24 protein-coding genes and 1 riboswitch are annotated in these 26,737 nt (G+C 71.4%); of the genes, 14 read left to right on the forward strand and 10 right to left on the reverse strand.

Translation table 11 applies throughout. The features are described 5' to 3' along the window. The first annotated feature begins 14 nt into the window (after positions 1 to 14). Both J2W20_RS02590 and J2W20_RS02595 read left to right on the forward strand, forming a co-directional pair. A complete protein-coding gene (locus tag J2W20_RS02590; protein ID WP_307004301.1) occupies positions 15 to 1,571 on the forward strand; it encodes an MFS transporter in 1,557 nt (518 codons plus the stop codon). A gap of 217 nt (positions 1,572 to 1,788) precedes the next feature. Beyond that, a complete protein-coding gene (locus J2W20_RS02595; protein WP_307004303.1) occupies positions 1,789 to 2,319 on the forward strand; it encodes a hypothetical protein in 531 nt (176 codons plus the stop codon). A 10-nt stretch (positions 2,320 to 2,329) separates the two neighbouring features. Here J2W20_RS02595 and arr read toward each other — a convergent pair whose 3' ends face one another. Genes arr through J2W20_RS02610 form a run of 3 tightly spaced genes read right to left on the reverse strand, consistent with a single transcriptional unit; the run spans position 2,330 to position 4,036 of the window. Beyond that, on the reverse strand, positions 2,330 to 2,767 hold the full coding sequence (arr, locus tag J2W20_RS02600; RefSeq protein WP_307004305.1) for an NAD(+)--rifampin ADP-ribosyltransferase: 438 nt from the start codon (positions 2,765 to 2,767) through the stop codon (positions 2,330 to 2,332). Continuing rightward, complete coding sequence (locus J2W20_RS02605; protein WP_307004306.1) at positions 2,760 to 3,434, reverse strand: DUF1254 domain-containing protein; 675 nt, start codon at positions 3,432 to 3,434, stop codon at positions 2,760 to 2,762. Before J2W20_RS02605 ends, arr begins: the two co-directional genes overlap by 8 nt. Beyond that, a complete protein-coding gene (locus tag J2W20_RS02610; protein ID WP_307004307.1) occupies positions 3,431 to 4,036 on the reverse strand; it encodes a DUF1214 domain-containing protein in 606 nt (201 codons plus the stop codon). Before J2W20_RS02610 ends, J2W20_RS02605 begins: the two co-directional genes overlap by 4 nt. Positions 4,037 to 4,710: 674 nt before the next feature. On the opposite strand from J2W20_RS02610, the gene J2W20_RS02615 reads away from it, so the two are divergent. Both J2W20_RS02615 and J2W20_RS02620 read left to right on the forward strand, forming a co-directional pair. Next, on the forward strand, positions 4,711 to 5,271 hold the full coding sequence (locus J2W20_RS02615) for a hypothetical protein (protein WP_307004309.1): 561 nt from the start codon (positions 4,711 to 4,713) through the stop codon (positions 5,269 to 5,271). A 444-nt stretch (positions 5,272 to 5,715) separates the two neighbouring features. Next, entirely contained in the window at positions 5,716 to 6,624 is a 909-nt protein-coding gene (locus tag J2W20_RS02620; RefSeq protein WP_307004311.1) for a PRC and DUF2382 domain-containing protein, read from the forward strand. An 81-nt stretch (positions 6,625 to 6,705) separates the two neighbouring features. On the opposite strand, the gene J2W20_RS02625 is transcribed toward J2W20_RS02620, so the two are convergent. Continuing rightward, positions 6,706 to 7,053 (reverse strand): hypothetical protein, encoded by a 348-nt coding sequence (locus J2W20_RS02625; RefSeq protein WP_307004313.1) that lies wholly within the window; start codon positions 7,051 to 7,053, stop codon positions 6,706 to 6,708. 96 nt (positions 7,054 to 7,149) lie between these two features. Continuing rightward, positions 7,150 to 7,467 carry a helicase associated domain-containing protein gene (locus tag J2W20_RS02630; RefSeq protein WP_307004315.1) on the reverse strand — a complete coding sequence of 106 codons (318 nt, stop codon included), beginning with the start codon at positions 7,465 to 7,467 and terminating at the stop codon, positions 7,150 to 7,152. A 198-nt stretch (positions 7,468 to 7,665) separates the two neighbouring features. Between J2W20_RS02630 and J2W20_RS02635 the strand changes: the two genes are divergently transcribed. Further along, positions 7,666 to 8,490: an alpha/beta fold hydrolase gene (locus J2W20_RS02635; RefSeq protein ID WP_307004317.1), complete on the forward strand. Its 825-nt coding sequence runs from the start codon at positions 7,666 to 7,668 to the stop codon at positions 8,488 to 8,490. On the opposite strand, the gene J2W20_RS02640 is transcribed toward J2W20_RS02635, so the two are convergent. The 3 genes from J2W20_RS02640 to J2W20_RS02650 all read right to left on the reverse strand — a co-directional run bounded on the left by J2W20_RS02640 (position 8,487) and on the right by J2W20_RS02650 (position 12,018). Next, positions 8,487 to 10,661 carry an FUSC family protein gene (locus J2W20_RS02640; RefSeq protein WP_307004319.1) on the reverse strand — a complete coding sequence of 725 codons (2,175 nt, stop codon included), beginning with the start codon at positions 10,659 to 10,661 and terminating at the stop codon, positions 8,487 to 8,489. The two genes, J2W20_RS02635 and J2W20_RS02640, sit on opposite strands and share 4 nt — an antisense overlap. A 5-nt stretch (positions 10,662 to 10,666) precedes the next feature. Further along, a complete protein-coding gene (locus tag J2W20_RS02645; protein ID WP_307004321.1) occupies positions 10,667 to 11,074 on the reverse strand; it encodes a hypothetical protein in 408 nt (135 codons plus the stop codon). 122 nt (positions 11,075 to 11,196) lie between these two features. Continuing rightward, positions 11,197 to 12,018, reverse strand: a complete 822-nt coding sequence (locus J2W20_RS02650) for a sigma-70 family RNA polymerase sigma factor (protein WP_307004718.1) — start codon at positions 12,016 to 12,018, stop codon at positions 11,197 to 11,199. 164 nt (positions 12,019 to 12,182) lie between these two features. Here J2W20_RS02650 and J2W20_RS02655 point away from each other — a divergent pair, with 164 nt between their 5' ends. The 3 genes from J2W20_RS02655 to J2W20_RS02665 all read left to right on the forward strand — a co-directional run bounded on the left by J2W20_RS02655 (position 12,183) and on the right by J2W20_RS02665 (position 16,369). Beyond that, positions 12,183 to 12,851: a TetR/AcrR family transcriptional regulator gene (locus J2W20_RS02655; protein WP_307004323.1), complete on the forward strand. Its 669-nt coding sequence runs from the start codon at positions 12,183 to 12,185 to the stop codon at positions 12,849 to 12,851. A 74-nt stretch (positions 12,852 to 12,925) separates the two neighbouring features. Continuing rightward, a riboswitch (M-box (ykoK) riboswitch) is annotated at positions 12,926 to 13,100 on the forward strand. 230 nt (positions 13,101 to 13,330) lie between these two features. Further along, entirely contained in the window at positions 13,331 to 15,022 is a 1,692-nt protein-coding gene (locus J2W20_RS02660; protein ID WP_307004325.1) for an NRAMP family divalent metal transporter, read from the forward strand. Positions 15,023 to 15,103: 81 nt separating this feature from the next. Next, a complete protein-coding gene (locus tag J2W20_RS02665) occupies positions 15,104 to 16,369 on the forward strand; it encodes a magnesium transporter MgtE N-terminal domain-containing protein (RefSeq protein WP_307004327.1) in 1,266 nt (421 codons plus the stop codon). A 19-nt stretch (positions 16,370 to 16,388) separates the two neighbouring features. Here the strand turns inward: J2W20_RS02665 and J2W20_RS02670 are convergent, their stop codons facing one another. Further along, positions 16,389 to 17,615 carry an MFS transporter gene (locus tag J2W20_RS02670; RefSeq protein WP_307004329.1) on the reverse strand — a complete coding sequence of 409 codons (1,227 nt, stop codon included), beginning with the start codon at positions 17,613 to 17,615 and terminating at the stop codon, positions 16,389 to 16,391. Between the two features lie 322 nt (positions 17,616 to 17,937). Here J2W20_RS02670 and J2W20_RS02675 point away from each other — a divergent pair, with 322 nt between their 5' ends. Both J2W20_RS02675 and J2W20_RS02680 read left to right on the forward strand, forming a co-directional pair. Continuing rightward, a complete protein-coding gene (locus tag J2W20_RS02675; protein ID WP_307004331.1) occupies positions 17,938 to 18,435 on the forward strand; it encodes a hypothetical protein in 498 nt (165 codons plus the stop codon). Continuing rightward, a complete protein-coding gene (locus tag J2W20_RS02680) occupies positions 18,432 to 20,156 on the forward strand; it encodes a hypothetical protein (RefSeq protein ID WP_307004333.1) in 1,725 nt (574 codons plus the stop codon). Before J2W20_RS02675 ends, J2W20_RS02680 begins: the two co-directional genes overlap by 4 nt. Before the next feature lie 136 nt (positions 20,157 to 20,292). Here J2W20_RS02680 and J2W20_RS02685 read toward each other — a convergent pair whose 3' ends face one another. After that, positions 20,293 to 23,190 (reverse strand): alkaline phosphatase family protein, encoded by a 2,898-nt coding sequence (locus J2W20_RS02685; protein ID WP_307004334.1) that lies wholly within the window; start codon positions 23,188 to 23,190, stop codon positions 20,293 to 20,295. Positions 23,191 to 23,362: 172 nt separating this feature from the next. Here J2W20_RS02685 and J2W20_RS02690 point away from each other — a divergent pair, with 172 nt between their 5' ends. The 4 genes from J2W20_RS02690 to J2W20_RS02705 all read left to right on the forward strand — a co-directional run bounded on the left by J2W20_RS02690 (position 23,363) and on the right by J2W20_RS02705 (position 26,716). Next, positions 23,363 to 23,950, forward strand: a complete 588-nt coding sequence (locus tag J2W20_RS02690; RefSeq protein WP_307004335.1) for a hypothetical protein — start codon at positions 23,363 to 23,365, stop codon at positions 23,948 to 23,950. Positions 23,951 to 24,054: 104 nt separating this feature from the next. Beyond that, positions 24,055 to 24,771, forward strand: coding sequence for a YcnI family copper-binding membrane protein (locus J2W20_RS02695; RefSeq protein WP_307004337.1), 717 nt, complete (start codon positions 24,055 to 24,057; stop codon positions 24,769 to 24,771). An 11-nt stretch (positions 24,772 to 24,782) separates the two neighbouring features. Then, entirely contained in the window at positions 24,783 to 25,391 is a 609-nt protein-coding gene (locus J2W20_RS02700; RefSeq protein WP_307004339.1) for a copper resistance CopC family protein, read from the forward strand. Positions 25,392 to 25,474: 83 nt separating this feature from the next. Then, positions 25,475 to 26,716 (forward strand): metal-dependent hydrolase family protein, encoded by a 1,242-nt coding sequence (locus J2W20_RS02705; RefSeq protein ID WP_307004341.1) that lies wholly within the window; start codon positions 25,475 to 25,477, stop codon positions 26,714 to 26,716. The last annotated feature ends 21 nt before the right edge of the window (positions 26,717 to 26,737 follow it).

Here is a 26,737-nt window from a genome sequence, read left to right on the forward strand (position 1 = left end):
GAAGGACACACGCAATGACACCCCCTCACGGGACCAGCCCCAAGGAGGTCCGGCCCTGGCCGGCCCTCTGGGCGCTGGTCATCGGCTTCTTCATGATCCTCATCGACACGACCATCGTCTCGGTGGCGAACCCGTCCATCCAGGCGGGGCTCTCCACGACCACGGACAACGTCATCTGGGTCACGAGCGCCTACCTGCTCACCTACGCCGTCCCGCTGCTCGTGACCGGGCGGCTCGGCGACCGGTTCGGGCCGAAGAACATCTACCTGATCGGCCTCGTGGTCTTCACGCTGGCCTCGCTGTGGTGCGGCCTGTCCGACCTCCTGCCGGGCAGCGGCATCGCGAACCTGATCATCGCCCGGGCCGTGCAGGGCCTCGGCGCCGCGCTCATGACCCCGCAGACCATGGCCGTCATCACCCGCACCTTCGCCCCCGAGAAGCGCGGCACCGCCATGGCCCTGTGGGGTGCGACGGCGGGCTTCGCCACGCTCGTGGGCCCGGTCCTGGGCGGCCTGATCGTGGACACCCTCGGGTGGGAGTGGATCTTCTTCATCAACGTCCCGATCGGGGTGGTGGCCTTCGTGATGGCGGCGGCCCTGGTCCCCCAGCTCGAGACGCACAGCCACACCTTCGACTGGCTCGGGGTGCTGCTCTCGGCCGCCGGCATGTTCTTCCTCGTCTTCGGCCTGCAGGAGTCCAACACCTACAACTGGAACGGCTGGGTGTGGGCCTCCGTGGCCGCCGGCGTCGCCTTCCTCGTGCTGTTCGTCATCTGGCAGGCCCTGAACAAGAAGGAGCCGCTGCTTCCGCTCGGGCTGTTCAAGGACAGGAACTTCTCCCTCGCGAACGCCGCGATCTCCGCCGTGGGCTTCTCCATCACCGCGATGTTCATCCCGGTCGTGTACTTCTTCCAGGCCGTGCGGGGGATGACCCCGCTCGAGTCGGCCCTGATGGGAACGCCCTCGGCGGTCCTGACGATGGTGCTCGCCCCGCTGGCCGGCCGCCTCACCGACAGGGTGCACCCCCGCTACCTCGTGGTGCCCGGCGCCCTCCTGGTCGGCGCGGGCATGTGGCTCTACTCGGTGATGATCTCCCCGACCATCGCGTGGCCCCTGCTGCTCATCCCTTCCTTCGTGATGGGCCTGGGCAGCGCGTTCATGTGGGGCCCCACCGCGACCACCGCGAACCGGAACCTGCCGCTGCGCGCCGCCGGCGCCGGCTCGGGCGTGTTCAACACGACCCGGCAGGTCGGGGCCGTGATCGGCTCGGCAGCCCTCGCAGCACTCATGACCGGCCGCATCAGCGCCGAGATCACGGCCGCCCTGCCGCCGGGGAGCAAGGGCGCGGGCGGCCAGCTGGGCAAGTCGAACTCCACCGTCCTGCCCCCGTTCCTCCACGACGCGTTCACGCACGCCATGAGCCAGACGCTCATCCTGCCCGCGTCCGTGGTGCTGGTCGCCGCGGTGTGCGCGCTCTTCTTCGCCACGCCGCACCACCTGCGCGCCCAGCCCGCCGAATCCGGCGAGGCGCAGGCCAGCCACGCCGAACGGGACTCCTCGGTCAGCGGCTGAGCTGTGCCTTCCCTTTTGAGCTGACACTCAGGCGGGCGCCCTAGACTCAAGAACGCAGTGCCCCGGCCATCCCCCATGGACCGGGGCACTGCTTTGTCCGACGCGGGTTCGGGCCTTTTGGCTCCTTTCAGGGCCTGTACGCGCCGTCATCATTGCCTGTGAGACAGCCCGCCTTTCTCTGCAGATCCAGGCCATCAGCCACCTGAAAGGGCCTCCTATGTCGCGGAACCATCGACTCGGCGCCCGGTTGGCCGCGCTCGGCGCGGCGCTCATGCTGGTGGCAGGGTGCAGCAGCACGCCCGGCCCGTCGGCGACCACCACGTCCAGCCCGTCGGGAGGCGCCTCGAGCCAGTCGGCGACCACCACGCCCACTGCGTCGGCAGGCACCGAGAGCCCGTCGGAGACGCCCACGCCCAGCCCGTCGTCGACCGCCGCCTGCACCGCCGCCAGCGCCTTCGGCGACGCCCTCGCCAGCTTCAAAGACGACCTCCAGACCGGTGCGGCGGTAGAGGATGTCCGCGCCGCCCGTGACCAGATCGTCAAGGCCCTCACCGCCCTGAATGCAACGCCCGGCGATGTCTCCCCCGCCCACCTCGACGCGCTCCAGGCCGCTGCGACCCGTCTCGACACGGCCGTGAAAGGCATTGCCAACGACGACATGCTGGCGCCGGCGCTCGGTTCTCTCAACCAGGTGGCAGGCACCGTCCAGGCCGCGTTCAACAACGTCCTCGCGGACATCAGCTGCTAGGCAGCCGTTCTCAGTTGATGATGTCGCCTCGCCCGCTCGTGCGGAGCACCGACAGCCGTTCCCGCCATGCCTGCAGCTGCTCCGGTGTCAGCCGCGCCCACTCGGTGATCTCGCCGACGATCCGCAGCGGGTCGCTGCTCCGGTACGACCGGGTGGGGTTGCCGGGGAACTTCTTGTCCGTCACGTTGGGGTCGTCCTCGAACGCTCCGATGGGCTCGACGATGTACACCCGCGGAGTCGCTGCTCCCCCCGCCAGTTCCGCGGCGATCTCGGCCGCCAGGCCTGCCCCGTCGGGGCGTGCCGTGAAGTAGATGTGGTTCATCACGACGTCGGGGCGGTAGTTCGATGGGCGGCCGGCCGTCAGCAGGTCGCCCACCTTCAGGTCGGCGACCGTGCCGTGGAAGAACGGCCCGTCGTCGAGCGGCGACGCGGTCGAATTCTCACTCATGATCGTGCTCCTCGGGTGCTGGCGTGAGCTGCACCAGCTTCGCGAGTTCATAGGCCGTGCGGCGGTCAGCGTCGTCGGCGACGAAGGCGCGGCCGATCAGCAGGGCCGCCTTGTGGGGCACATCGATCCGGGTCATGCCGGCAGGCGTCGCGCCGCGCCAGGCGGGTTCACAGAGGAAGAAGTCGCCGGCGGCGGTTCCGGTGGTCCGTTTCCCCACGTAGGCGAAGTTGGCGCCGCTGCTCGGGTCGGTGAACTGCACGCTGTAGTAGCGCCGGTGCATCTCGGGCACGTGCAGCACGCGTGGGCCGGCGCCGACATCCAGCCAGCCGCCGAAGTAGAGGACATCGTCGGTCCCGGTCGCAATGACGCTGCCGGACAGAGCGGACTGCGACGGGCTCTCCGGCACCGCATAGATGGTGTTCACAGGGATCGGTCCTCCACCCAGCCCCCGCCGGACAAAGGTCCGCTTGAAGCCGCCCACCGTGATCCGCGGCCAGAAGCAGATGAAGACGACCGTACCGATCACCCAGACGGCCACAGCTGTTCCTGCGAGCAGATCGATGGAGCCCAGGCCGCCGGCCGCGATCCGCCTGGTGGTCACCCACGCGAAGACCGCGAGGATGGCGATCGTCACGGGCGTGCCGTACTTCAGGATCAGGCGATTCATGGCTGCACCCGTACGACCGGCGGGACCTCGTACCGCCCCTCCACGATGGCCGCCCCGGGGAGATAGGCGCGGAGCATGAGCTTGAACCGACCAGAAGGCGTCGCCACCCAGTTCTGCGCAGCGCCGGATGGCCGATGCGGCTGGAGCAGGATGTCGACTGAGCCATCGGCGTTCGCCACGAGACCAGAGTGGTCGTTCACGCTGGCCCGCCCGGTGGGGGCATCGGCCATGTAGCCGACGGCGTCGGTCGCGGTCAGCGACCAGAAGGCATCATTCGGTGGGAGCTGGCCTGCCGGGAAGTGCAGGCGGTACGCATGCTCGCCACTGAGGCGGTTCCCCTGGTCATCTGTGGTCGCCGTCCAGTAGGCGGCCTCTTCGAACACGTTGACCACCGGGAGCGCCTTCTGCAGGGCCGCACGGACCAGCAGCCCATTGCCGGGCTGGCCGGCTCTGCGAATCGCGCTCCAGCCGTTGACGGTCTCCGTCTCGGACCTCGCCACGGCGTTCAGGACCAGGACGGTGGTCAGGTACGCGAAGGTCAGACCCATGATCAGCCCCTGCACCACGCCGGAACCCGCGACCCAGGCCAGGAAGCCGTTCACGGGGGCGCCTGCATCACAGCACTCCGGTTCCGGACAGCACCGCAACGCAACGGTACGGAACCCGCGGCGTCCACGTCTGAGGATCCATAGGCGAAAATCTAGCCTGATTCCCAGCGGGGCGGCTGGGGCCCGGCCCATGTCCTCGCGCCCGCGCGGAACAATGGGAGTGGGTGCCGCGTACATGAAGCAAGGGCCCCAAGTCCTCTGAACCGAGACGCCGCCCTTTCTGGATTTGCCTCATCCCGTCACGTTACCGACCAGGAAACTCCGACCTCGGCGGAAAGTCGATAAACGGCGGCAAAATGCCCTTGACCCGACCATAACCCGGTGGTCAAATCATATCTGCCGGACCCGCCCACCTAACTTTTGATCCTCTCCTCCAACTCACCGGCAGCCCCACTCCGCGATGCCGCCTGCAGGAATAGTCCATTGAGCACGAGTGGAGCATCAGGGATTCCTTCTGGCGCCAGAAAGGGCCGCCCTCGATCCCTGTCCCTGAAGGCCGACGACACGCGGCATGAACGTCGACCCCTCCTGCCCTGACCCATTCACAGAATTTCGTTGCCGCTGCCGCGGGACGGCTTTGTGGATTCGTGCACTGCAGCCCGTCACTCCTTGAATATTCGGTCCAGAATCGACCACACGCGATGCGTCACAACAACTGAGGAGTTGTCATGGCAAACATGATCGATCATTCCGCCCAAAACACGAGCGCGAACGCCGCCGAGGAAGAACGGCGCGAACGGCCGAGAACCAGAAAAGGTTGGCTCTCCACACTCCTTCGGAAAATAGGCACCACCTTCGGCCTGGTTGCCCTCATCGTCACCGGAGGAGCGGTCACTGCCGCCGCTCCGGCGCAAGCCGAGGCACTCACGTACTCGGTGTACGCACCGCATAAGATCGGCCCGACCACCGCCGAGGGGTGGGCCTACCTCAGCCGCAACTGCCACGGCACCTACGGATGCGCGAACTATATGAAGATCGAGAAGCGAGAGTGGTGGGGTTGGTCCTACCGGGGCGGGGGCTGGGTCTACAACAACGGCTGGAACACCGCTCGAGGGAGCCTGACTCGCGGCTGCGCCTCTTACCGCACGACGGTCGACAGCTACAACGACCTCGCGGGGAGGCATCACAGCGGCACGAACCTCGGACCGGTCGGCCACACTCGGAACGGAACCACGATCTACCGCTACAGGACGACAAAGTCCTCGGGGACGGTGTGGCTGTGCCGGTAGGCAGACGGTAGACACATCATCATCATCGGCTGGGCCAGGCACGGGTGTCTGGCTCAGCCAACCGCGTTCCGATCTCGATGTAGAGCGGCCTGCCCCCGAGGCGCCTGGCGAGGGCGCGGTCGGTCGGGACGTGCGGCACGTAGCGGTGGCCGAAGGGGTCCGCCACGACCAGCGCTCCGGTGGGGTGGGCCATCTGCTCGTCGACGGCAAGGAGCCCCGCACAGGAGCTGGCGCCCGCGCCAGCCTGGACGGTCCAGCCCTGCCTGTCCGAGGGGACGCTGACGCGGCCCGGGCAAGCCTTGACGGAATCTTGATGGCCGGATGAACGGCACGGCCGGCGGACGGTCATGTTTGCCCGGCGCCGGGGCGGGCAAGGAACCGCACATCCCTCAAGAAAGCGGGGCGAGCAGTATGCGGATCCACAACCTGAGGAGAAGAGACACGATGATCGGACGCGAGAAGATCGAGACACTCGGACGCAACGGCGGAAACGTCGTCGGACAGGACGGGGAGAAGATCGGCGGCATCGGTGAACTCTACGTCGACGACGACACCAACCAGCCCACCTGGGTGACCGTCAAGACCGGCCTGTTCGGCACGAAGGAGACCTTCGTCCCCCTCGACGGGGCGGACCTCCGGGGCGACGACCTCGTGGTCCCGTACACGAAGGACCAGGTCAAGGACGCCCCCCGCGTCGACCCCGACGGGCATCTCGAGCCCGGCGAGGAAGACCGCCTCTACAAGCACTACGGCCGCTCCGACGGGGCAGCCCGGAACGTGGGAGGAACCTCTGGCCTCCGGGACGCCGCCTCGGAGCCCGGCGCCGGCGACACCGGCACCGTCTACGGCGCGGGCGGCTCGGCCTACGGCGGCACCGGGGAGTCCGCTGGCCTGGCCGGCACCGACACCGAGCAGACCGAGACCGCCAGCGAGGTCTCGGGCACGCCCCGCAGGAGGGACTCGGGCACCGCGGCGGACGACGCGATGACCCGCTCCGAGGAGCGGCTCAACGTCGGCACCGAGAAGCAGGAGGTCGGCCGCGCCAGGCTGCGCAAGTACGTCACCACGGAGAACGTCACCAAGACCGTCCCGGTCCAGCGGGAGGAGGTCCGCGTGGAGCGCGAGCCGATCACGGACGAGAACCGCGGCTCCGCCCTGGACGGCCCCAACCTCACCGAGGACGAGCACGAGGTCACCCTCCACGAGGAGCGCCCCGTCGTCGACAAGGAGACCGTGCCCGTTGAACGCGTCCGTCTCGGGACCGAGACGCGCACCGATGAGGAGACCGTGAACGAGGAGGTCTCCAAGGAGCACATCGACACCGAGGGGACCGAGGGCGGCCGCCGGCCCTGACCCGCAGAGCCCACGCGGCACAGGGGATGGGGAGGACGGATTCGTCCTCCCCATCCCCGTGTCCGGCCGGACGGGTTCTCCTCAGCCGGGCGTGTTCCCGTCCTGCCGGCGGGTGCACTCGACGGGACAGTCGAAGGACACCAGATTGCGCCAATTGAGGGGGATGGGCTGCTCGGGCCTGATGCCGACGGCGTCGAGCCATTCGGGCAGCTGACTCGGGTAGTCCAACTCGAACAGGACGCACGCGCCGCCCTCCCCTGAGAACGCCGTGCCGGTCTGCCCCCGCCTGCCGACGGCCGCCTTCCACCGCGAACCTGGCGCCTGCCGGGCGCTCCGGACCTCGAACCACAGCGGCTCGTCCGGGCCGAGCTCCGCCGCCATTGCCTCGATGCGTGCCCTCTGCAGCTGTGCCGAATGCCTGTCGATCACGCTCCCACCCCCTTGTGTGGGGTAGTTGATTCCCCGCCAGCGGTGCGGTCACACAAGAAGCTGGGGGACCCGGGCGGCGTGTGGAGGCGAGCGTCCTCAGTGGTACGGCAGAGGCGGCCTGCCGCCGTCCTGCCCGTTCCACCACATGGATCCCAGAGCGCGGGAGAGCTCGTTGTCCTTCCACGGCGGCAGCTTTTCCTCGGTGCGCCGGTGCCGCTGGTGTTCCAGCCATGCGCCGAGGATGGGCTCGTCCGGCTCGTCCCCGCCTGCGGCCTCCGGGAGCCTTCCGTGCACAGCCCGGAAGGCCCGGACCCGCTCCAGCGCCCGACCGAAGAGCATTTCAGCTTCCTCCGCGCCCGCGGCGGCTGCGCCGCTCCCCCAGTCCGGTCTGGGCGCAGCGTATGCGTCCTCCATCTTCGCCCTCCTCTTCCGAGCGGTTGCACCGAACACGCATCAGGTTGAGGCAATGCCGGGTGGACCGACCAGAGGAAGAGGACCCTGACCCCGTGGCGGGCAGGGCGGCGTAGGCGGCCGGCCGTTTGTCCCCACCGAGCACCGGGTAGCTCTGCCTACCGACGGGCCGGACCTCCCGGCCCTGGACAGGAGCTTCCCATGGCACATCCCGTCACCCGCCGCACCGTGGAGGTCGACGGCACAGAGCTGTCCTACCTCACCGCCGGCGAAGGCGACAGCCCGCCGTTGCTGCTCCTGCACGGAACCTTCTGGAGCCGGGTCTGGGCTCCCGTCCTGCCCCAGCTGGCCCAGACCACCCGTTGCATAGCGCTGGACCTCCCCGGCTTCGGCGCCAGCGCAGGCGAGCTCAGCCCGGAGCAGGCCACCGTCCCCGCCCTGGCCGAGACGGTCCTGCACGCCGCCCGGGCACTGGGCCTCGACACCTTCGACGTGGCTGCGCATGACATCGGCGGCGGCATCGCCCAGCAACTGGCCGCCACCACCGGCTCGGTGCGGAGGATGGCGCTGATGAACTCGGTGATGTTCGACTCCTGGCCGGTGCCCGCCGTCGAACGCTTCCGCGACCCGCAGGTGCGTGAGGCCACGAGCCAGGACGAGCTGCTCACGGCGCGCGCGACCTCGACCCGTGGCAGCACCCACCGGACGCTGGGCGAGGACGAGCTCGCCGACTACCTCAGCCCCTGGCAGGACCCGGCGCGGGTCCGGTCCTGGATGGCCATGGCGGCGGCAGCGGACGCCCGCTACACCCTGGACCTGGTCCCCGCCCTCCAGGAGGCCGCCATCCCCACGCGGCTCGTCTGGGGCCGGGACGACGACTTCCAGAAGATCGAGTACGCCCGCCGGTACGTGGCCGAGATCCCCGGCTCCGACCTGGTCGTGGTCGAGGGCAAGCACATCCCGACGGAGGACTCCCCCGATGAGGTGGCGCGGGCCATCGCCGAGCATCTGGCCGCGAGGTCCTAGGCGATCTCCCGGATCAGGGCCTGCAGGCGGTCGAGCGCGGCATGGGCCCGCAGGGGCAGGTTCTGGGTGATGGCGCGGGCACTGGGGTCGAGCGGCTCTCCCGCGAGCACCGGCACGGCCGCGGATCCTGCCTCGTCCCGGTCGGTGCCGGCCGCGGTGCGCGCCAGGTCGGCCACCTTCGCGACCTCGGCGGCGAGCTCGGCGTCGGCCTCGTCCAGCCTGCACGCGGCGTCGCTCAGCGACCGCGCCGTCGCGACGATGTTCGCCACGAGGGTGAGGCGGCGACGGATGGCGCGGGGCCGGTTCTCCCAGATCTGGTACCGGGTGAGCGGCTCGCCGACGAGGACGAGCCGGCGCAGCTGGTTGTCCGCGGCGATGACCCGCTCGTCGAGCGCGTCGGCGCTCACCGAGCCCGGGTCGAGGGCGCGCTCGCGCAGCGTGCCGAGCAGATCGGCGACTGCCGCGAGCACGGAGCCCTGGACGAGCCTGATCGTGTCGCGGGTGCTCACCGGGGTGACGAGAAGGGCGACGGCGATGCCGACCGCCGCTCCGGCGGCCGTCTCGTCGAGGCGCAGCAGCAGGAGCTCGTCCGAGAACTGGCCGAGGATGGCATACAGCTCGCTGAGCATGATCGTGAGGAAGAAGATCATGTACGCGTAGGAGATGCGCATGAGGTAGTTGCCGCAGAAGATGCTCGCCACGATCACGGCGAGGGCGGCGAAGAGGTTCCCGTTGGTGAGGCGGGCGACGACGACTCCGGCGACGAGGCCGCCCAGGGTTCCCGCCACCCGCAGCAGCGACTTGCGGGTGGTGTCGAAACGGGTGCCGGTCCCTGCGAAGGAGACGAACGCGGCGATGACCGCCCAGTAGTAGCGCTGCCCGCTGATGAGGCTTCCGACGACGATCGCCAGGGTTCCGGCGACCGCGACCTGCACCGCCTGCCGGGTGGCGAACTGCAGGCGGGTGAGCGGATTCCACGAGGCGCCGCGGGGATCGACCTCGGACGCGACGCTGGGGATTCCCGGCAGCTGGCCCAGGACGAGGCCGGCCGCGGGCACGAACTCGGGCTCGTTCTCCTGCACGGTGCGGCTCAGCACCGGCCGGTTGGGCACGGACGCGACGATGCTGATGCCCCGGTGCAGGTCGGCGGCCGCGGCCTGGACGCTGCGGGGCGCCGCTGAGGCCAGCTCGGGGAGTGCCGCTGCGGCCTCGCGGGCGCGGGCCGGGTTCGCGGCGGCGAGTGCGCCCAGGGCCTCAGCGGCGGCGCTGCGGAGGGCCGGGCCGGCGTCGCTCGCGGCGAGCTGCCGGGTTCCGAGGGTGAGGCGGTCGAGGCCGAGCTGCAGTTCGAGCAGGCGCGCGCGCAGCGTGGACGCAGTCCAGCCCTCGGGGAGCGCCGGAGCGTGGGCGGCCCAGCCGTCGCTCATCAGGGCCGCCTCGGTGGCCAGAGCGCGGGCGCGGAAGATCGCCAGCGAGGCGCGGTCGGCGGCAGGGCTGCCCGGATCGGACTCGAGCAGCGCGATGCAGGCCCGGGCGAGGCCGCGCTGCCGGGCGCCCATGCTCCGGAAGACGGCGGCGAGGGTGCGGCGCGGATGCCGGCGGAACACCGTGCAGCTCAGCAGCAGCACCACCGCCGTCGCGACGACGATGGCCACGAGCATCGCGGGGATGGCGGGGAGCGTGGTCTTGAGGAAGGACGCGAAGAAGTAGCCGTTCCACAGCATGAAGCCGTAGAAGAAGTAGCCGAGCCCGAACCGGCGCATCCACACGGCCAGGAACATCACCACGACGAAGCCGACCAGGGAGGCCGGTTGATTCGGGGCGAGCAGCGTGCCCGCCGTGATGCCCGCGCCCATGGCCAGCGGGAAGTACGCAGCCGTGATCGCGTTGGACTTGATGCGGTGGTCGACCAGCGCGTTGGTGCCGATCATCGCCACCACGCTGCTGAGCAGCATGAACACGAAGGTGCCCTGGGCATTCGCGTGGAGCAGCCGCGCGAGCCCGTAGCCCACGGCCATGCACACCGCCACGTTGCCGGCGCCGGCCAGACCGAGGTGGAGCCTTCCGAGCCCCGGGTCCGAGGCGACCGCGATGTCTGCGATCCGGCGCAGGAAGCCGGGGCGGGAGGCCGTCGCGGCCTCTTCTGGCTCCGGCGACGTAGGTGTCCCGCCCACGGGATTCAGGCTGCGTGGTCGGAGCTGGCTGCCCAGGGCGAATGGCCCGGGGCGCGCTTCTCCTGCGTCATCGCATGGGCTTGGGCGGACTGCGCCTGGGCGGCATGGGTATGGGCAGCATGGGTCTGGACTGCATGCGTCCGGGCGGCGCGGGCCGCGAGTCGGAGCCCGTCGTCGCTGATCGGCACTCCTGCCCACTGCTGTGCATGGGCCGGGATGAACACGTCCTCGGCAGGGAAGGCCCTCCTACGGTGCCGCCCGGACGCAACGGCCCAGACGACCTCGATGGATCCGTCCGTTTCCCCGACCGCGTAGCCGTGCACTTCCCGGCTGCCGTCGTGGACAATAACCTTCTGCCCGCCGCCCGGCACGTGGCCGGCTCTGGAATCGATGTCCCTGTCACGCTGTCGCATTCTGACCTCCACTACCGCTTGCTCCTCATACCCTGCGACGGCGTATCCATTCACCTGTGCTGCCCCGCTGTATGGGGTCCAGCGTCTCCGATCGTGGTCTGGATGTGGTCCGTTCGGTGGGGTCAGGCGGCCATGGTGCGGCGCATGCGGTCCAGGAGCCGGCGCAGCAGGCGCGAGACCTGCATCTGCGACACCCCCAGCTCCGCGGCGATCTCGCTCTGGCTCATCTCGTCGAAGAACCGCATCTTGACCAGGCGCCGCTCGTAGTCCGTCGCGCCCTCGAGGGCGGCGGCGACCATCTGGCGTTCCTCGACCTGCTCGAACCCTGGGTCGACCACGGGCAGGACGTGCACCGACCGCGCCTCGTCGTCCTCCGCAGAGGAGTCCAGGGACTCGATCGGCGCAGCCGCCATCGCAGCACCGAGGGTGCGCGCCTCCGCGGCCTGCTCCGGGCTGCACCCGGCCGCCTCGCCCAGCTCCGCCAGCGACGGCTCCCGGCCCAGCTCCTGCACCAGACGCCCCCGGGCCTCCTTCACCCCCAGCCGCAGCTCCTGCAGCGACCGCGGCGGACGCACCACCCACGACTGATCCCGCAGGTACCGCTTGATCGTCCCCGAGATCGTCGGCACCGCGAACTGCACGAACCCGTGCCCGGCACCCTCCCGGTACCGCTGCGCCGCCATCACCAGCCCCAGCCGCGCCACCTGCCGCAGATCCTCGAAATCATGCCCCGGCACCCGATACCGACGCGCCAAAGCATCCGCCAGCCCCAGATGCTCCACCACCAGAGCCCCCGCCCCAGCATCCACAGCGGCACCCGCGGCGCCCCCAGCAGAACCTGCAGCGCCAGCAGGAGCGCCGGCGGCAGCACCGCCGTCGGCCTCCACGCCCGGCTCCCCGGCCCGGCCCCCGGCCACGACCGCCAACCGGCTCTCCCGCTCCATCACAGCTGACTCACTCACAGCGACCTACCCTCCCTGCACCGCCAGGCGGTGCCCGGTGTTGATGCCGGCTACCTCGAAGTCTTCAACGAGACAGACCTGTCTGTTCCGTCATGAGGAGTATGCACCGAGACAGACCTGTCTGTCCAGAGGGCTAGGATGGGCCCATGATGGGTGGAGATGAGGGGCAGGCGGGCAGGGGTGCCGTGCGGAAGCCGGCCAAGGAGCGGATCCTGGAGACCGCCTACGGCCTCTTCGCGAGGGGTGGCGTCCGCGCCGTGGGGGTCGACGAGATCATCGCCCATTCCGGGGTCGCCAAGGCGACGTTCTACCGGAACTTCCCCTCGAAGGACGCCCTCGTGCTGGCCTACATGGACCGCTGGTACCAGGTGCGCCACGACGCCATTGAGGACGCGATCGCGCACGCCCACGCCCCCGATGACGCACTTCTGGCGGCCTTCAACGTCCTCGACGACTGGTTCAGCCGCGGCGCGGCCGAGGTCAACACCTTCCTCCACGTGGTGATCGAGTTCGGTCCGGACCATCCCCTCGGTCAGGCCGCCATGGCGCACCTGGCGAACATCCGCGGGCGCCTCGCCGCACTGGCCGAGGGTGCGGGCCTGAGCGACCCCGACGGCTTCGCCTGGTCCTTCCACATCCTCACCAAGGGCGCCATGGTCGCCTCCATCGAAGGGGACCAGCGCGCCGCCCTCCGCGCCCGGGCCCTCGCGCGGGCCCTCATCGACCTCCACCGCCCCGACACGCCCGGGCGACCGCAATCACAGCAGGAAGAAGACGACGAGGTCGAGGTCCTTCGGAAGCGCGGCCGAGACTGAGGGCTCACCCCTCCTGGGAGGCCTCGCTGACCTGAACGGCAACCCAAGGTTCGGCATGTATCATGACCGCGCAAGGTGCCGTTCGTTAGCTGAGGCTCCTTCGCGGACACAAGCCAGCGACCCCCAACGTCGAGAGACGCCACAGGTCAGGACAGGCTGCCCCGGGCTAAGGGGCAACCCCGATTGGCTCCCCGGGTCCTCCCCGGGGTCACGACGCGAAGTGCCAAAGGTCTTACGAGGAAGGGCCCGGCCTCTCTGGCCGGCCGTCTGAAGGCACGCGAACTGCGTCCGGAGGAGGTGGCCCGCCGTGTCCAGCGGTGACAGTAGTCCCTCCCCGCATACCTGCTGAGCCGCGCTCAGCCCCTCCGCCAACGCCGCGCGCCCACGCCGCGGCCGCGCTGACCCCAGCCCGGCCCGGCGTGCCCGGACGCGCCCGCTTCACGATCCCCGGCCACCGCCGGGAGGAAGCAGGTCCTCCCATGCCCAAGACCCCCATGCCCACCGCCCCCACGCCCGAGGTCCCCACGCCGGGCGTCCCCTCGTCCAAGGACTCGGCGGTCCTCGACTCCGCCCACGTCGGCGACATCCAGGGCGCCTTCGGCACCATCCGCCTGGGCGATTCCTCGTCGCAGTCGAGTTGGAAGCGGCGCCTGAAGACGCTGCTGGCCATCGTGGGACCCGGCCTGATCGTGATGGTCGGCGACAACGACGCCGGCGCGTTCGGCACCTACACCCAGGCCGGCCAGAACTACGGCACGTCCCTCCTGTGGACCCTCCTGCTGCTGGTCCCGGTCCTGTACGTGAACCAGGAGATGGTGCTGCGCCTCGGCGTGGTCACCGGCGTGGGGCACGCCCGCCTCATCCTCGAGCGGTTCGGGAAGTTCTGGGGCGCCTTCAGCGCGATCGACCTGTTCATCCTCAACGCCCTCACCATCGTCACCGAGTTCATCGGCATCTCGATCGGCCTCGACTACCTCGGCGTGCCCAAGATCCCGGGCGTGCTGATCTCCGCGCTGTTCGTGATCGGCGCGGCCAGCACGGGCTCGTTCCAGCGCTTCGAGCGGGTCTGCATGGCCCTCGTGGCCGGCTCGCTCCTGCTCGTGCCGGTCTTCTTCCTGGCCGGCCCGGACTACGGGCAGATGGCGCACGACTTCGTGGTGCCCGGCATCCCGGCCGGCTCCGACATCGCCGACGTCACGCTGCTCGTCATCGCGATCGTGGGCACCACCATCGCCCCGTGGCAGCTGTTCTTCCAGCAGTCCTACGTGATCGACAAGCGCATCACCCCGCGCTACATGAAGTACGAGCGGGTGGACCTCTGGCTCGGGATCGTGATCGTGGTGCTCGGCGCCGCAGCGATCATCGGCTTCACCGCCGCCACGTTCGCTCACCGGCCCGAGTTCGGCCACTTCACCGACGCCGGCGGCGTGGCGGAGGGCCTGGGCACGCACGTGGGCCACCTTGCCGGGATCCTGTTCGCGCTCGCCCTCATCGACGCCTCGATCATCGGCGCGGCCGCCGTGGGCCTCTCCACCTCCTACGCGCTCGGCGACGTCCTCGGCCTCAAGCACTCCCTGCACCGCAAGGTCTCCGACGCGAAGGGCTTCTACGCCGCCTTCGCCGGGATCATCGCCCTCTCGGCCGTGATCGTCATCATCCCGGGAAGCCCGCTGGGCCTGCTCACGGTGGGCGTGCAGGTCCTTGCCGGGGTGCTGCTGCCCTCGGCCACGGTGTTCCTGCTCCTGCTCTGCAACGACAAGGAGGTCATGGGTCCCTGGGTCAACGGGCGCGGGATGAACATCTTCACCTCCGCGGTCATCGCCGTCCTCGTGATCCTCTCCGTGGTGCTCACCGCCGCCGTGCTGTTCCCGGACATCAGCGGCACCGCGATCCTGGCGATCCTCGGCGGCGGGGCACTCGTTGCCCTGCTCGCGGCGGCAGGGCTCGCCGTCGTGCGCCTCCGCACCGCGGCGAGCGGGAAGGCGGCCTCCGCCGCGCCCGTGGACCGCTCCCAGCGGGCCACGTGGCGAATGCCGCCGCTGGCGCTGCTGCAGCGGCCGCAGCTCTCCGCGGCCCGGCGGGCGGGGCTGGGCGTGCTGCGCCTGTACCTGCTCGTGGCGATGATCCTCGTGATCGTCCGCGTGGTCCAGCTCGCCCTCGCCGGCGCCTGACCCGTCCCCTCTCCCCCACCCCCCGGGGGTGACGTACAGTCGCCCCGAGACGCCGATGCCCTGCGCACCGAAAGGCCCCCGATGACCACCGCCGCCCCGGCAGCCTCCCTCTCCCTCTTCACCCTCCTGCGCCAGCCCGTCACGGACTCCGAAGGGCACCGCATGGGCGTGCTCGCCGACCTCATCGTCCGGCTCCGCCACGGCGACTACCCGCTCGTGACCGGGCTCGTCGTCGCCGTGGGCGGCACCCGGGCGTTCGTCACGGCGGCCGACCTCGCCGCCCTCGAGCCCGGACGCGTCCAGCTCGCCGTGAGCACGGTGGACCTGCGCGAGTTCCGCCGCCGGGAGGGCGAGGTGCTCCTGTCCGAGGACGTGCTGGGCCACCGGCTCATCGACGTCACGCGCGCCGCATTCGTGCGGGCCTACGACGTCCAGCTCTCCCCTGTCCTGGACGGCTGGGCCGCCACCGGCCTGGACGTCCACCGGCGCCGGTGGCTCAGCCTCGGCGCCCGCCACGCCGCGCACGCGCCGCGGGACTGGAAGGACTTCGAACCGCTGATCGGCCACGCCGCCTCGGCTGACGTCCGGGCCGTCAGCGCCCGTATCCCCGAGCTGAAGCCGGCGCAGATCGCGGACATCATCGAAGAGGCCACCGAGCGCGAGCAGCACGAGCTGCTCGCCCAGGTGCACGAGGACCCCGAGCTCGAGGCGGACGTCTTCGAGGAGCTGGACGAGGACCGCCAGTCGGAGCTCTTCCGGGACCGCACCGACGCGGAGGTCGCCGAGGTGCTCGGGCGGATGCAGGCCGACGACGCCGCCGACGCCCTCATGGACCTGCCCCAGGAGCGGCGCGCCCCCGTCCTGGGCCTCCTGCCCGAACCCCAGCGGTCCCGCGTCCACCGGCTCCTGGGCTACCACGACCTCACCGCCGGCGGCCTCATGGGCACCGACTTCCTCGCCCTGCCCGCCACCTCCACCATTGCCGACGCCCTCACGGCCGTCCGCGGCGCGGTACTCCTCCAGCCCCAGTCGCTCAGCGTGATCTACACCCTCGCCCCGGATGGGGCGCTGGAGGGGGCGCTCAGCCTTGTCCACGCCGTCCAGGCCGACCCGGCCCGGCCGCTGTCCGAGGTCGCCGACCGTGACGTGGTCTCTGCTGCGCCGGGGGACGACGTCATCGACGTCACCACCCGCATGGCCGACTTCAACCTCCTGGCCATGCCGGTACTGGCCGAGGACCGGCGCATCCTCGGGGTCATCACGGTCGACGACGCTCTCGAGGCCGCGATCCCCGAGGACTGGTCCCGGCGCGAGTCCAACCATCACGAGACCGGGTCGGAGGCCTGACCGGCGGGAGGGGTCTCGGCTAGGCGCGCCGGAGGCGGCGCAGCACGAGGGCCAGGCCCGCGAAGGCCAGGGCGTTGGCGGCCAGGATCACCGTGACGGCCGCGGCCGGGCTGGCCGCGTAGGCCGCGCCGAGGATGCCGCCGGCGGCGAGCAGCCCGACGCCGCGGACGAGGGCGAGCCAGCCGAAGGCCACCGCGCGCGAGTGCGAGGGGACGAGCTCGGTGACCACGGCCTTGACGGTGGAGTCCAGCACGCCGTTGACGATCCCCCACACCGCCGCGCCTGTCCAGACGAGCGCCACGCTGCCGCCGAAGGAGATCGCGGCGACCGCGGCGGCCACCGGCACCGCGAGGAGCACGAGTGGGCCGCGGCGGTCGTAGAGCCGTCCGACCACGAACCCGCTGAGCCCGTCCACGGCCATCGCCACGGCGAAGACCACCGGGACGAGGGCATCGCCGAGGAGCCCGGTGCTCTGGGCGTGGAAGGCCATGAGCGGGAACGGCGCCACGCCGCAGGACAGCACGGCCACCGCGGCCGTGTACTGCCAGAACCGGGCCGGCAGGTGCGCCCGTGCCATGCCCTTCGCGTCCGGGCCGCGGGCGGGGGCGGGAGCACCGCCGTCGTGCTCGTAGACGGCGGGATCCGGCACCCGGGTGCGCAGCCACGCCAGCAGGCCCAGGACGAGCACGCCGGGGACGGCGAGCACGGCGAAGGCGAGCCGGTAGTCGCCCTCGCTCCAGGCCAGGACGGCCGCCAGGAGCAGCGGTCCGAGCATGGCCCCGGTCTGGTCGAGCGCCTGGTGGACGCCGAACGCGCTGCCGCGGCCGGTCCTCGTCGAGGCGCGGGAGAGGAGGGTGTCCTTGGCCGGTGAGCGGACGGCCTTGCCGAGCCGCTCGGTGCCGTAGAGCAGCAGCGCCGGGGCGATCAGGCCGGTGGCGCCGATGAGGGGCACGCTCAGCACGGTGAGGGCGTAGCCGGTGATGGTCCAGGCCCAGTAGTGCTGGGTGCGGCGCACCGCGAGACCGGAGAGCACGCGCAGGCCGTAGCCGATGAACTCCCCCGCCCCCGCCACCAGCCCCACCACGGTGGCGCTCGCCCCGAGCGTGCCGAGGTAGGGGCCGATGATGCTGCGGGCGCCCTCGTAGACCATGTCCGCCAGCAGGCTGACGATGCCGAAGGCGAGGATGAAGTGCCAGGGACGCAGCAGGGGCGAGCGCTCCTGCGCCGCGGGGCTGCCGTTCGCCATGGGGGATCTCCTTGGGGCAAGGGTATGGGGCTGGCCGGGGCCGCAGGCCAGACTACCGCGCGCACCCGAGGAGATGCTGCGCTGGGGCGGGACGGGCCGCGCGCTTCCCCAGGGGTGTGGGGACCTCGTGCGTTCCTGCTCACTTTGGCCGCCGCGAGGCGCGTGGGCGCGGCGTGTCGCCGCGCGACACGCCGCCGGCTGCCCGGCAAAGAGAGCAGGAAGGTACGCGCCCCTCCTGCCACCCCACGCCTGCCGGGCTGCCGCCCTCCCCACAGGCTAAGTTGTACATGTACAACGCTCATCTTCTTGGGGGGACACCATCGTGAGAACCACACCCGGGCCATGGACCCTGCCCGCGGCCGGGCTCCTGCTGTTCGCCGGCCTCGCCGGATGCTCGGCGACGGGCGGCGCCGTGGCGACCGGCCCGGCGTCGTTCGCCGCAGTGCCTGGAGCGGGCCCGGCCTCGACCAGCCCGTCCCCGATCGGCGCGGCCTCGACCGCCGCGGCGCCGCAGGCCTCCGTGGCACCACCGGTCGCCTCCGCGATGGCGGACGGCGCGCTGGGCCAGGAGCGCTGCCAGAAGTCTCCCGACGGGACCTGGAGCTACGCGGCCCGGCTCACCAACCACGGCTCGGGGCGGGCGGCCTTCACGGTGGCCATCGGCCTCACGCGGGCCACCGCAGTCCTCGACCACGCGATGGTGCAGAAGACCCTCGGGCCCGGCGAGAGCGCTGACATCTCCGCCACGGGCTTCGGCAAGGACGCTCCCTCCGCGGGGACCGACTGCGGCGCCGCCGTCTCCAAGGAGAGTGCCGAATGAGGCCCCTCCGCCGAGGCGGGTGGGCGGCGGCCCTGGCCCTGGCCGCGCTGCTCGCGGCAGCCGGCCCGTCCCAGGCCGGTCCCGCCCCGTCCCCGACCGACTCCGCGAGCCCCGCGCCGACGTCGACCGATACCCCGAGCGCGGCGGCCACGGCATCGCCGTCCGCGACGCCGTCCCCCACGGACCCGGCGCAGGCCGGCACCGCGAGCGCCGCGCCCACCGGCGCCCCGCCAGCGAGCGCCCCGCCCACCGACCCGCCCACCGCGACCGACACTGCACCCGCGCCGCTCTCCCCGATCCAGGCCAAGTACGCCGCGCTGGGCGGGGCGGCCGGCTGGCTCGGCGCGTCCGTCTCCGCGGAGGACTGCGCCGCACCTCCGGCCGGCGGATGCGCCGCGGCCTTCAGGAACGGGGCGGTCTACTGGTCGGCGGCGTCGGGAGCCCACACGGTTGGGGGCGCCATCCGTGCCCGGTGGGCGGCGGCCGGGGCAGCCGGCGGCCTCCTCGGCTACCCGACCACGGACGAGGTGCCCATCCGCAGCGGCGGCGTCTACCAGCTCTACCAGGGCGGGGCCATCTACTGGTCCCCGGCCACCGGGGCCCACACCTCCCGCGGGGCGATCCGCGCCGAGTACGCCGCGGCGGGCTGGGAGAACGGGTTCCTCGGGTACCCGACCACGGACGAGGTGCCCATCCGCAGCGGGGGCGTCTACCAGCTCTACCAGGGCGGGGCGATCCTGTGGTCCCCGGCGAGCGGCGCCCACACTTCCGGCGGCGCCATCCGCGGCGCGTGGGCGGCCACCGGGTACGAGAACGGGCCCCTCGGCTACCCGACCACGGACGAGCTCCCGATCCGCAGCGGCGGCGTCTACCAGCTCTACCAGGGCGGGGCCATGTACTGGTCCCCCGGCACGGGCGCCCGCGCCTCCCGCGGCGGGATCCGCGCGGTCTGGGCGGGCACCGGGTACGAGAACGGGTCGCTGGGCTACCCGGTCACCAACGAGCTCTGCTCGGGGTCGTCCTGCATCCAGAAGTTCCAGGGCGGGACCATCACGTGGATCGCCGGCGCCACCGGCGTGCACCCCTACAACGAGTGCGAGTCCCTCAACAACGGCCGCTCGAACTACCCCAGCTACGGCGCGTCCGCCGTCTCGTTCGCGATCGCCGAGTCCTACGGGTCCTACCGGGCCACGTTCGTCCGCTGCCAGAACACGGCCGGGGTGTACTGGCCGGACTGGAGCGCGGGCGCCACGGTCGGCCGGTCCGGGTTCAAGCCGCCGGGCGTGGCGTCGGGCCCGACCCGCTACGAGTACTCGCCCACCGGGGACTACTCGGTCACGCAGGCCTTCGGCCTCGGCAACCCGGGCACGGAGCTGCCGTACCAGACGCTCAATCCCAACTCACGCTGGGGCGGCAACCCGTGGAGCGGTACCTACAACCAGTACTTCGAGTCCTCGAGCTGGGTGGGGTACGACGAGAACATGTGGTACTTCGCCACCCGGTCCACGCACGACTACCGCCAGGGCGCGGTCCTCAACTACAACCGGCCGCCCGATGCGGGCATCGTGCAGGACGCGGGGTTCGCGATCTTCCTCCACGAGAACACTTCCCCGACCGCCGGCTGCATCGCCCTGCCCGACTGGAACCTGGTCGACTGGCTGCAGAAGGCCCGCAGCGGTGACCGGATCATCATGGGGGTGCGCTCCGCCCTGTTCCGCTGAGCGCACCGTTTGCGCTGGACGCACCGTTTGCGCTGGACGCACGACGGCGCGTGGCACCTCGTGCGGCGAAGGCCGCCCCCAGGCGGGGGCGGCCTTCAGCATTCCCGGCGTCGTGGACGGTCGCCGGCTCTGGCGCTCAGCCGTCCTCGTGGCTCGTCGAGCCGGCGGGGATGCCCGGCACGTCGTTCGGACCGTAGACCTTGGCGTCGCCCGGGTACGGGCTCGTCCAGTGGTGGGCCTGGTACCAGGTCCAGCGGTTGAACAGGTACGGGTTCGCGAAGTCCTCCTTCGCACCGTTGCCGGTCAGGTGCTGCTGCTCCCCCCACGTGTCCCACTGCTCCGCGATGTCCTGCATCGACGGCGGGACGGCCGCCGCCTGGGCCGCGGCGCTGTTCACCCCAGCGGCTGCGGCGCCGGTCTTGCCCAGGGTGTCCGTGCCGCAGGCCGGGGCGGTCTTGACGCCCTCGGTCAGGGGCACCTGGTTGGGGACCGCGCTGTACGGGGTCAGGTCCGGCTTGTCGGTGAAGGCGTCGAACATCGGCGTGGCGGCCGCGACCTTCTGGTTCAGCGGCTGGGCCCCGAGGATCTGCTGGATGGTGCGGACCATGTTGATCTGCGAGTAGAACGTGCTGACGGTCTTGCCGTGGACGGCGTACGGGCTGATGACCTGGACCGGGGCGCGGTGGCCGTCCACGTGGTCGGCGCCGTCCTGGCTGTCGTCCTCGGCGATGAAGATCGCGGAGTCCTTCCAGTACTGCGAGTGCGAGATCTCGTCGACGATCTTGCCCACCGCGAGGTCGTTGTCCGCGACCTGGGCCTCGGGGTCGACCGTGCCGCCCGTGTGGTCGCTGGAGAGCCAGGTCATCTGGAAGTTCTTCGGGCCGTTCTTCTCGAAGTCCTGCTTCCAGGTCGCGTACCGGTAGATGTCCGGCACGGCGGTGTCGAACGGTGCCGCGTTGGGGTCGGCGATCGCGTTCAGCGAGGGAATGGCCGAGCTGGCGTGCATCTGGAGTGCCGGCGTGAACAGCTGCGCCGGATCGCCGCCGGCCATGGTGCTCGTCGCCGCGCAGTAGTAGTCCTGCCAGGTCGCCCCGGCGGGCTTGCCTTCGCCGTACTCGAACTCGCCGTAGTTGCGGGCGGTATTCCCTGCCGCCTGGATCGAGGTCCAGAGGAATCCGGTGCGCTGGTGGCCCAGGACGTCCTCCTCGGTGTCGTAGGAGCGCTTGTACTCGCCGGCGCTGGTCTCGCTGTAGGCAGGGTTGTCGCCCTGCATCATCCAGTTGTGCCCCTCGGCGGAGTTGGTGCCGATGTCATAGGTGTTGTCGTAGAGGCCGAACTGCGTGGCGAGGGCGTGCTGGTTCGGGGTCACCTTAGCGCCGAACTGCGCCAGCGACGGGTCTCCGTTGCCCTGCTTCATGTCGCCGTAGACCTGGTCGTAGGTGCGGTTCTCCTTGACGATCAGGAAGACGTGCTTGATGGCCGAGGGGTCCCCGATCCGCCGGGGCACCGCCACCGCGGGGACCTTGGCCGCATCCGCGGCGACCGACTGCTTGACCGAGGCGGCGTCCCAGCCGTTCTGCTGGAACACGGTCTCCGTGTACTTGCGGATCTGGTCATCGCCCGGGAGCGCGAACCTGGTCAGCGACGCGGTCGTGGAGTGGGTCCCGTGGCCGGTGGCCGGCGATGTGCCCGGGCCCTTGCTGAAGCTCAGCTCCGGGCCGCGGGCGTCGATGCCGCGGATGTTGGTGACGACGATCTGGCCGCCCACCGCCGTGACGTTGCCCGGGTAGTAGTCGGTGGGCAGGAGGCCGATGTAACTGGCCGGGTCCCGCGGGTCCTTCCGGTTGACCTTGTAGACGGCGACCGCGTTCGCGCGGCCCAGCGAAACCAGCAGGTGGTCCCCCTGCATGGTGATGCCGGTGGGCTCGTAGCCGGCCTGCGAGGAGGCCCACGGCTGGGTCGCAATGGTCTGCACGACCTTGTTGCCCGCCGTGTCCACGACCGAGACCGTGTCGCTGTTGGTGTTCGCGACGTACAGGGTGGAGCCGTCCAGGTGCATCGCGGTGGGGTGGAGCTGGACGTCGACCGAGGACGGCGCGGCTGCGGCGTTGGCGGTGTCGATGACGCTGAGCGTTCCGGTGGTGGAGGTGCCGAGCGTCGTGTCCGCCGGGACCTGTGTGCCGTAGGAGCCCATGGTGGCCTCGCCGGCGGCCGCCTGGCGGCCTCCCTCGTTGGAGACGTACAGCTTGGTGCCTGCGAAGGCCAGCTGGCGCGGGGCGATGCCGGTGGGGAAGGTCTGCTTGACGGTACCGCTGGCGGGGTCGATGGCCACGACCGTGTTCTGGCCGTTCACGGCGGCGTACAGCGTGGCGCCGTCGGGCGAGAAGGCCATGCCAGCCGTCAGCGCCTGCTTGCCGCCCACCGTGGGGATGCTGATCTTCGTGCCGGCCCCGAGCGAGCCGTCCGCGTTGAATGGGTACCGGACCAGCCCCGTGGCGACGGGAGCGTAGAGGAACTTGCCGTCGGGCGAGAACACGGGGCCCTCCTGCCCCACTGAACCGTCTGTGATCTGCTGGTAGGCCATCCCCCCGTAGCCCGCGTCGGCGGCCGCTGCGGCGAACGAGGTGGCGGCGAGCGTTCCCGCGGCGGCCACGGGCTTGTAGGCCTTGAGGTCGAAGACCTGCAGGGCGACGGACCGGTCGGCGCTCGTGCCGACCAGGTAGCGGCCGTCGGGGCTGACCGTCGAGCCCATGATCTTGCCGAAGGGCGTCATCAGACGGTCGCCGATGGGCTTGATGACCTGGTTCGACGCGATCTGCTCGCCGTTCTCGTACTGGGAGCCGACCTGATGCTGCCCGAACTCGAGGGTCGAGGCTGCGGCGATTCCGCCGCCCACGAGGACGAGCGCGCAGCTGGCGGCCGCGATCGAGAGCGGCGTCCGGCTGCGGACGCACCTCGAGAGCCGACGCAGGGCGCCCGCACGCGGCGGCGCCGGGTGCGGCGGTCGTGAGGCGGACGGTGACGGTGCGGCCATGGCGGTTCTCCTCTTGTTGGCCCAGAACGCTGCCTCCACAGCCTTCACTCCTCGCTTTACGGTCCTGTAAATCGACTGTGATGTTCTGTTGAACGCGGGGGGAATTGCCCCCTCCCGCACGCCGTAGGATGGGAGACGGTCCCCGAGCGAGCGAGGAAAGGCGGGTGGGAGCGTGCGCGCAGCGTTCAGGCTCTCCCGCGCCGCGGTGGTCACCACGGCCACCGTGCTGCTCGCCGTCGCCGCGCACACCGCCGCCGGCGGGGCGCTGCCGGACCCGCTGATCCTGCTCGGGCTGCTGGCCCTGACGCTGCTGCCCACCGCGTGGCTGTCCGGCAAGCGGCTCACGCCCACCACGGTGCTCGGGCTCCTGGGCACCGGCCAGTTCGTCCTGCACACCGCGTTCGACGGGCTCTCGGAGTCCGCGGCGTCCCTGCAGCTCTCCCCCGCGGCCGGCCACGTCCACGTCCTCGGAGCAGCCTCGCAGGGCGCCCCGGCCGGCCACGTCCACGGGTACAGCCCGGCGATGTTCGTTGCCCACGCGCTCGCGACCCTCGCGGTCGGCCTCCTGATCGCCAGGGGCGAGGCCGCCCTGTGGGCGCTGCTGGCGTGGCTGGGCCCGCTCGCCCGGCTGTTCCTCCTCCCGGCGATGCCGCCCGCGCCCAGCCTTCCGGCCTACGCCCCGCGGGCGTTCCCGAAGGTCTGGCGCGCCCTGCGGCTGCCAGCCCTCCGCGGCCCGCCGGTGCCCTCCGCCGCCTGCTGAGGCGGCCTCCGGACACCCGCACACCCGGCGGGCAGCTATCCCCTGCCCGCCTCCGCCCGGCGCGAGCGCGCCCGGGCGGGACCAGACGAAGGCCAAGACCACCCATGAAGACCTCCCTCCGCTGTACCCTCAAGGCCGCGGCCACCACCGCAGCGACCACCGCCCTGATCGCCACCGGCGCCGCCGCCGCCAGCGCCCACGTCTCCGTCAACCCGGACGACACCGGCGCCAACGGCTTCTCGCACCTCACCTTCAACATCCCCAATGAGTCCCCCACTGCGAAGACCAAGAAGGTCGAGGTCAGGCTCCCCACCGACACCCCGTTCACCTCGGTTTCCGTCAAGCCGGTCGAGGGCTGGACCGCCCAGGTCGTCACCGCGGCCCTGCCGAAGCCGGTCACCGTGGCCGGCGCGACCGTGACCAAGGCCCCCACCGAGGTGGTCTGGACGGCCGACGCCGCCCACGAGATCGGCCCCAACCAGTACCAGGCGTTCTCGCTCTCGGTGGGCCGGCTCCCCGCCGCCGGCACCACGGTGGTGCTGCCCGCAACCCAGACGTACACCGACGGAAAGGTGGTCAGCTGGGACCAGAAGGCGGAGGCGGGCCAGGAAGAACCGGAGCACCCCGCGCCGTCGTTCGTCACCACCGCGGCCGACGACGCCGCCCCGAGCCCGTCCGCATCGCCCCAGACCGCGGCCCCGGCCTCCCAGACCACGGACGCCACGGGGGCCTGGGGCCTCGGGCTCGGCGCGCTTGGGGCGGTCCTCGGTGCCACCGCCCTCGGCCTCGTCCTGGCCGGCCGCCGCCGGGCCGCGAAGTGAGGGGACAAGCCATGCGCACCTCTGCGCGGAGCCGTCTCCTGCGCGCCGCCGCCAGTGTCCTCGTGACCGCGGCCGCCCTCCTCCCGGGCGCCGCGGCCCAGGCGCACGACGTCATCGAGTCCGCCAGTCCGGCGGACGGGTCCACGGTGGCGACCGTGCCGGCATCGGTGGTCCTGACCTTCGACCACACCCCCATCGAGGTGGGCACCGAGATCCTGGTCAAGGACCCCACCGGCACCAACCAGGCCGACGGCCCCGCCAAGATCGTGGACACCAACGTCACCCAGGCCCTCAAGCCCGGCGCGCCGGCCGGGAAGTACACGGTCGTGTGGCGGGTCGTCTCGGCGGACTCGCACCCAATCGAGGGCACGTTCACCTTCACGGCCAAGGCCCCGGGGAGCGGCACCGCCGCCGCCTCCGGTGCCCAGAGCACAGCCGGCGTCCCGGCCGCCGCCCAGTCCGCTCCCGCGCAGGCCGCCCCCGCGCAGGCCTCCTCGACGTCGGGCTCTTCCGGCGGCGGGATCGGCGTGTGGATCGGGATCGGCGTGGCCGTCCTCCTCGTGGTCGCGCTGGGGGCGTTCTTGGTCCGCCGGGCGCTCAGGCCCGGCCGCGAGGAGTAGGCGCGAGGGGTGCAGGCGCTGCGGCCGGCGGGATGCCCCGCCGGCCGTTCCGCTGCGGGGCACCGGGGTCTACGCTGGGCCCCGTGGTGGGCGCAACGGTGCTGGTCTGCGGGTCCGTGTTCGACGGCGTGGGGGAAGAGCTGGGCGGACCCTGCGAGATCCTCGTCGAGGACGGGAAGATCACCGAGATGACGCGGAAGGTCCACAGGCCGGACGGTGCGGAAGTCGTCGACCTGTCCGATCGGGCGGTCTCCCCCGGCTTCATCGACTGCCACGTGCACCTGACCATGGATGCCTCGGCCCTTCCGACCCAGACCCTGACGTCCTCCGCCGCCAAGGCGCTCACAGCCCTGAGCACCGCGCGGCAGTACCTGCTCCGGGGTTTCACGACGCTGCGGGACCTGGGGACGATGGACCCCGACTTCCCCACGGTGGACCTGCGCAACGCGATCGACGCCGGCCTGGTCGAGGGCCCGCGTCTCGTGGTCGCCGCGCACCTGATCAGCTCCACCGGAGGCCATGCCGACATCCGCCCTTTCTACGCCCCGCGCTGGGACCTGCCGCTGGCCGCGGCGGCGGACAGCGTGGGAGAGATCCGCCAGCTCGTGCGCCGGGAGCACGCCTACGGGTCGGACTGGATCAAGGCAACGAACGCGGGCGGCTACTTCAGCCCCGGGGACGATCCGGCCCGGTGCACCTGGTTCGACGAAGAGTTCGAAGCCCTCACCTCCGCCGCGGCCCTGCTGGGGATGCCCGTCGCCGTGCACACGGGCGCCGCCGACGCCTGCCGACAGGCCCTGAGGGCCGGCGCCCGCAGCCTCGAGCACGCCTACCTAATCGACGAGGAGGGCATCGCAATGGCGGTGGAGCGGGGCGCCTTCATCGTCCCGACCATGCAGATGACCCAGGAGGACCTCGCCGCGCTCGAGGCCGGTGCCCTGCCCGACCAGGCGGTCTGGAAGTTCCGCCGCGACAGCGGGCGGATCCTGTCCTCCCAGCGGCTCATCGCCGAAAGCGAGGCGAAGGTCGCCTTCGGCACGGACTGCGGGATGTTCCCGTTCGAGCACGGAGTCCTGGAGTTCCAGGCGCTCGTCGCCGCCGGGCTGGCCCCCGCCCGCGCCCTGCGGGCAGCCACGTCGGTGGCGGCCGAACTCCTGGGGCGAGACGACCTCGGGGTCCTCGAACCCGACAGGGCCGCGGACATCGTCGCCATGCCCGGGGACCCCCTGGCTGACATCGCCGCGACGGAATCGGTGGACTTCGTCATGAAGGGCGGCACGATCCACAGGCGTCCGGATGCGCCCACCGCGCTGCCCTCTCCTTAGGGCCTGCAGGCCCAGGAGGCC

Source organism: Sinomonas atrocyanea (assembly GCF_030812675.1).
GTDB lineage: Bacteria > Actinomycetota > Actinomycetes > Actinomycetales > Micrococcaceae > Sinomonas > Sinomonas atrocyanea_B.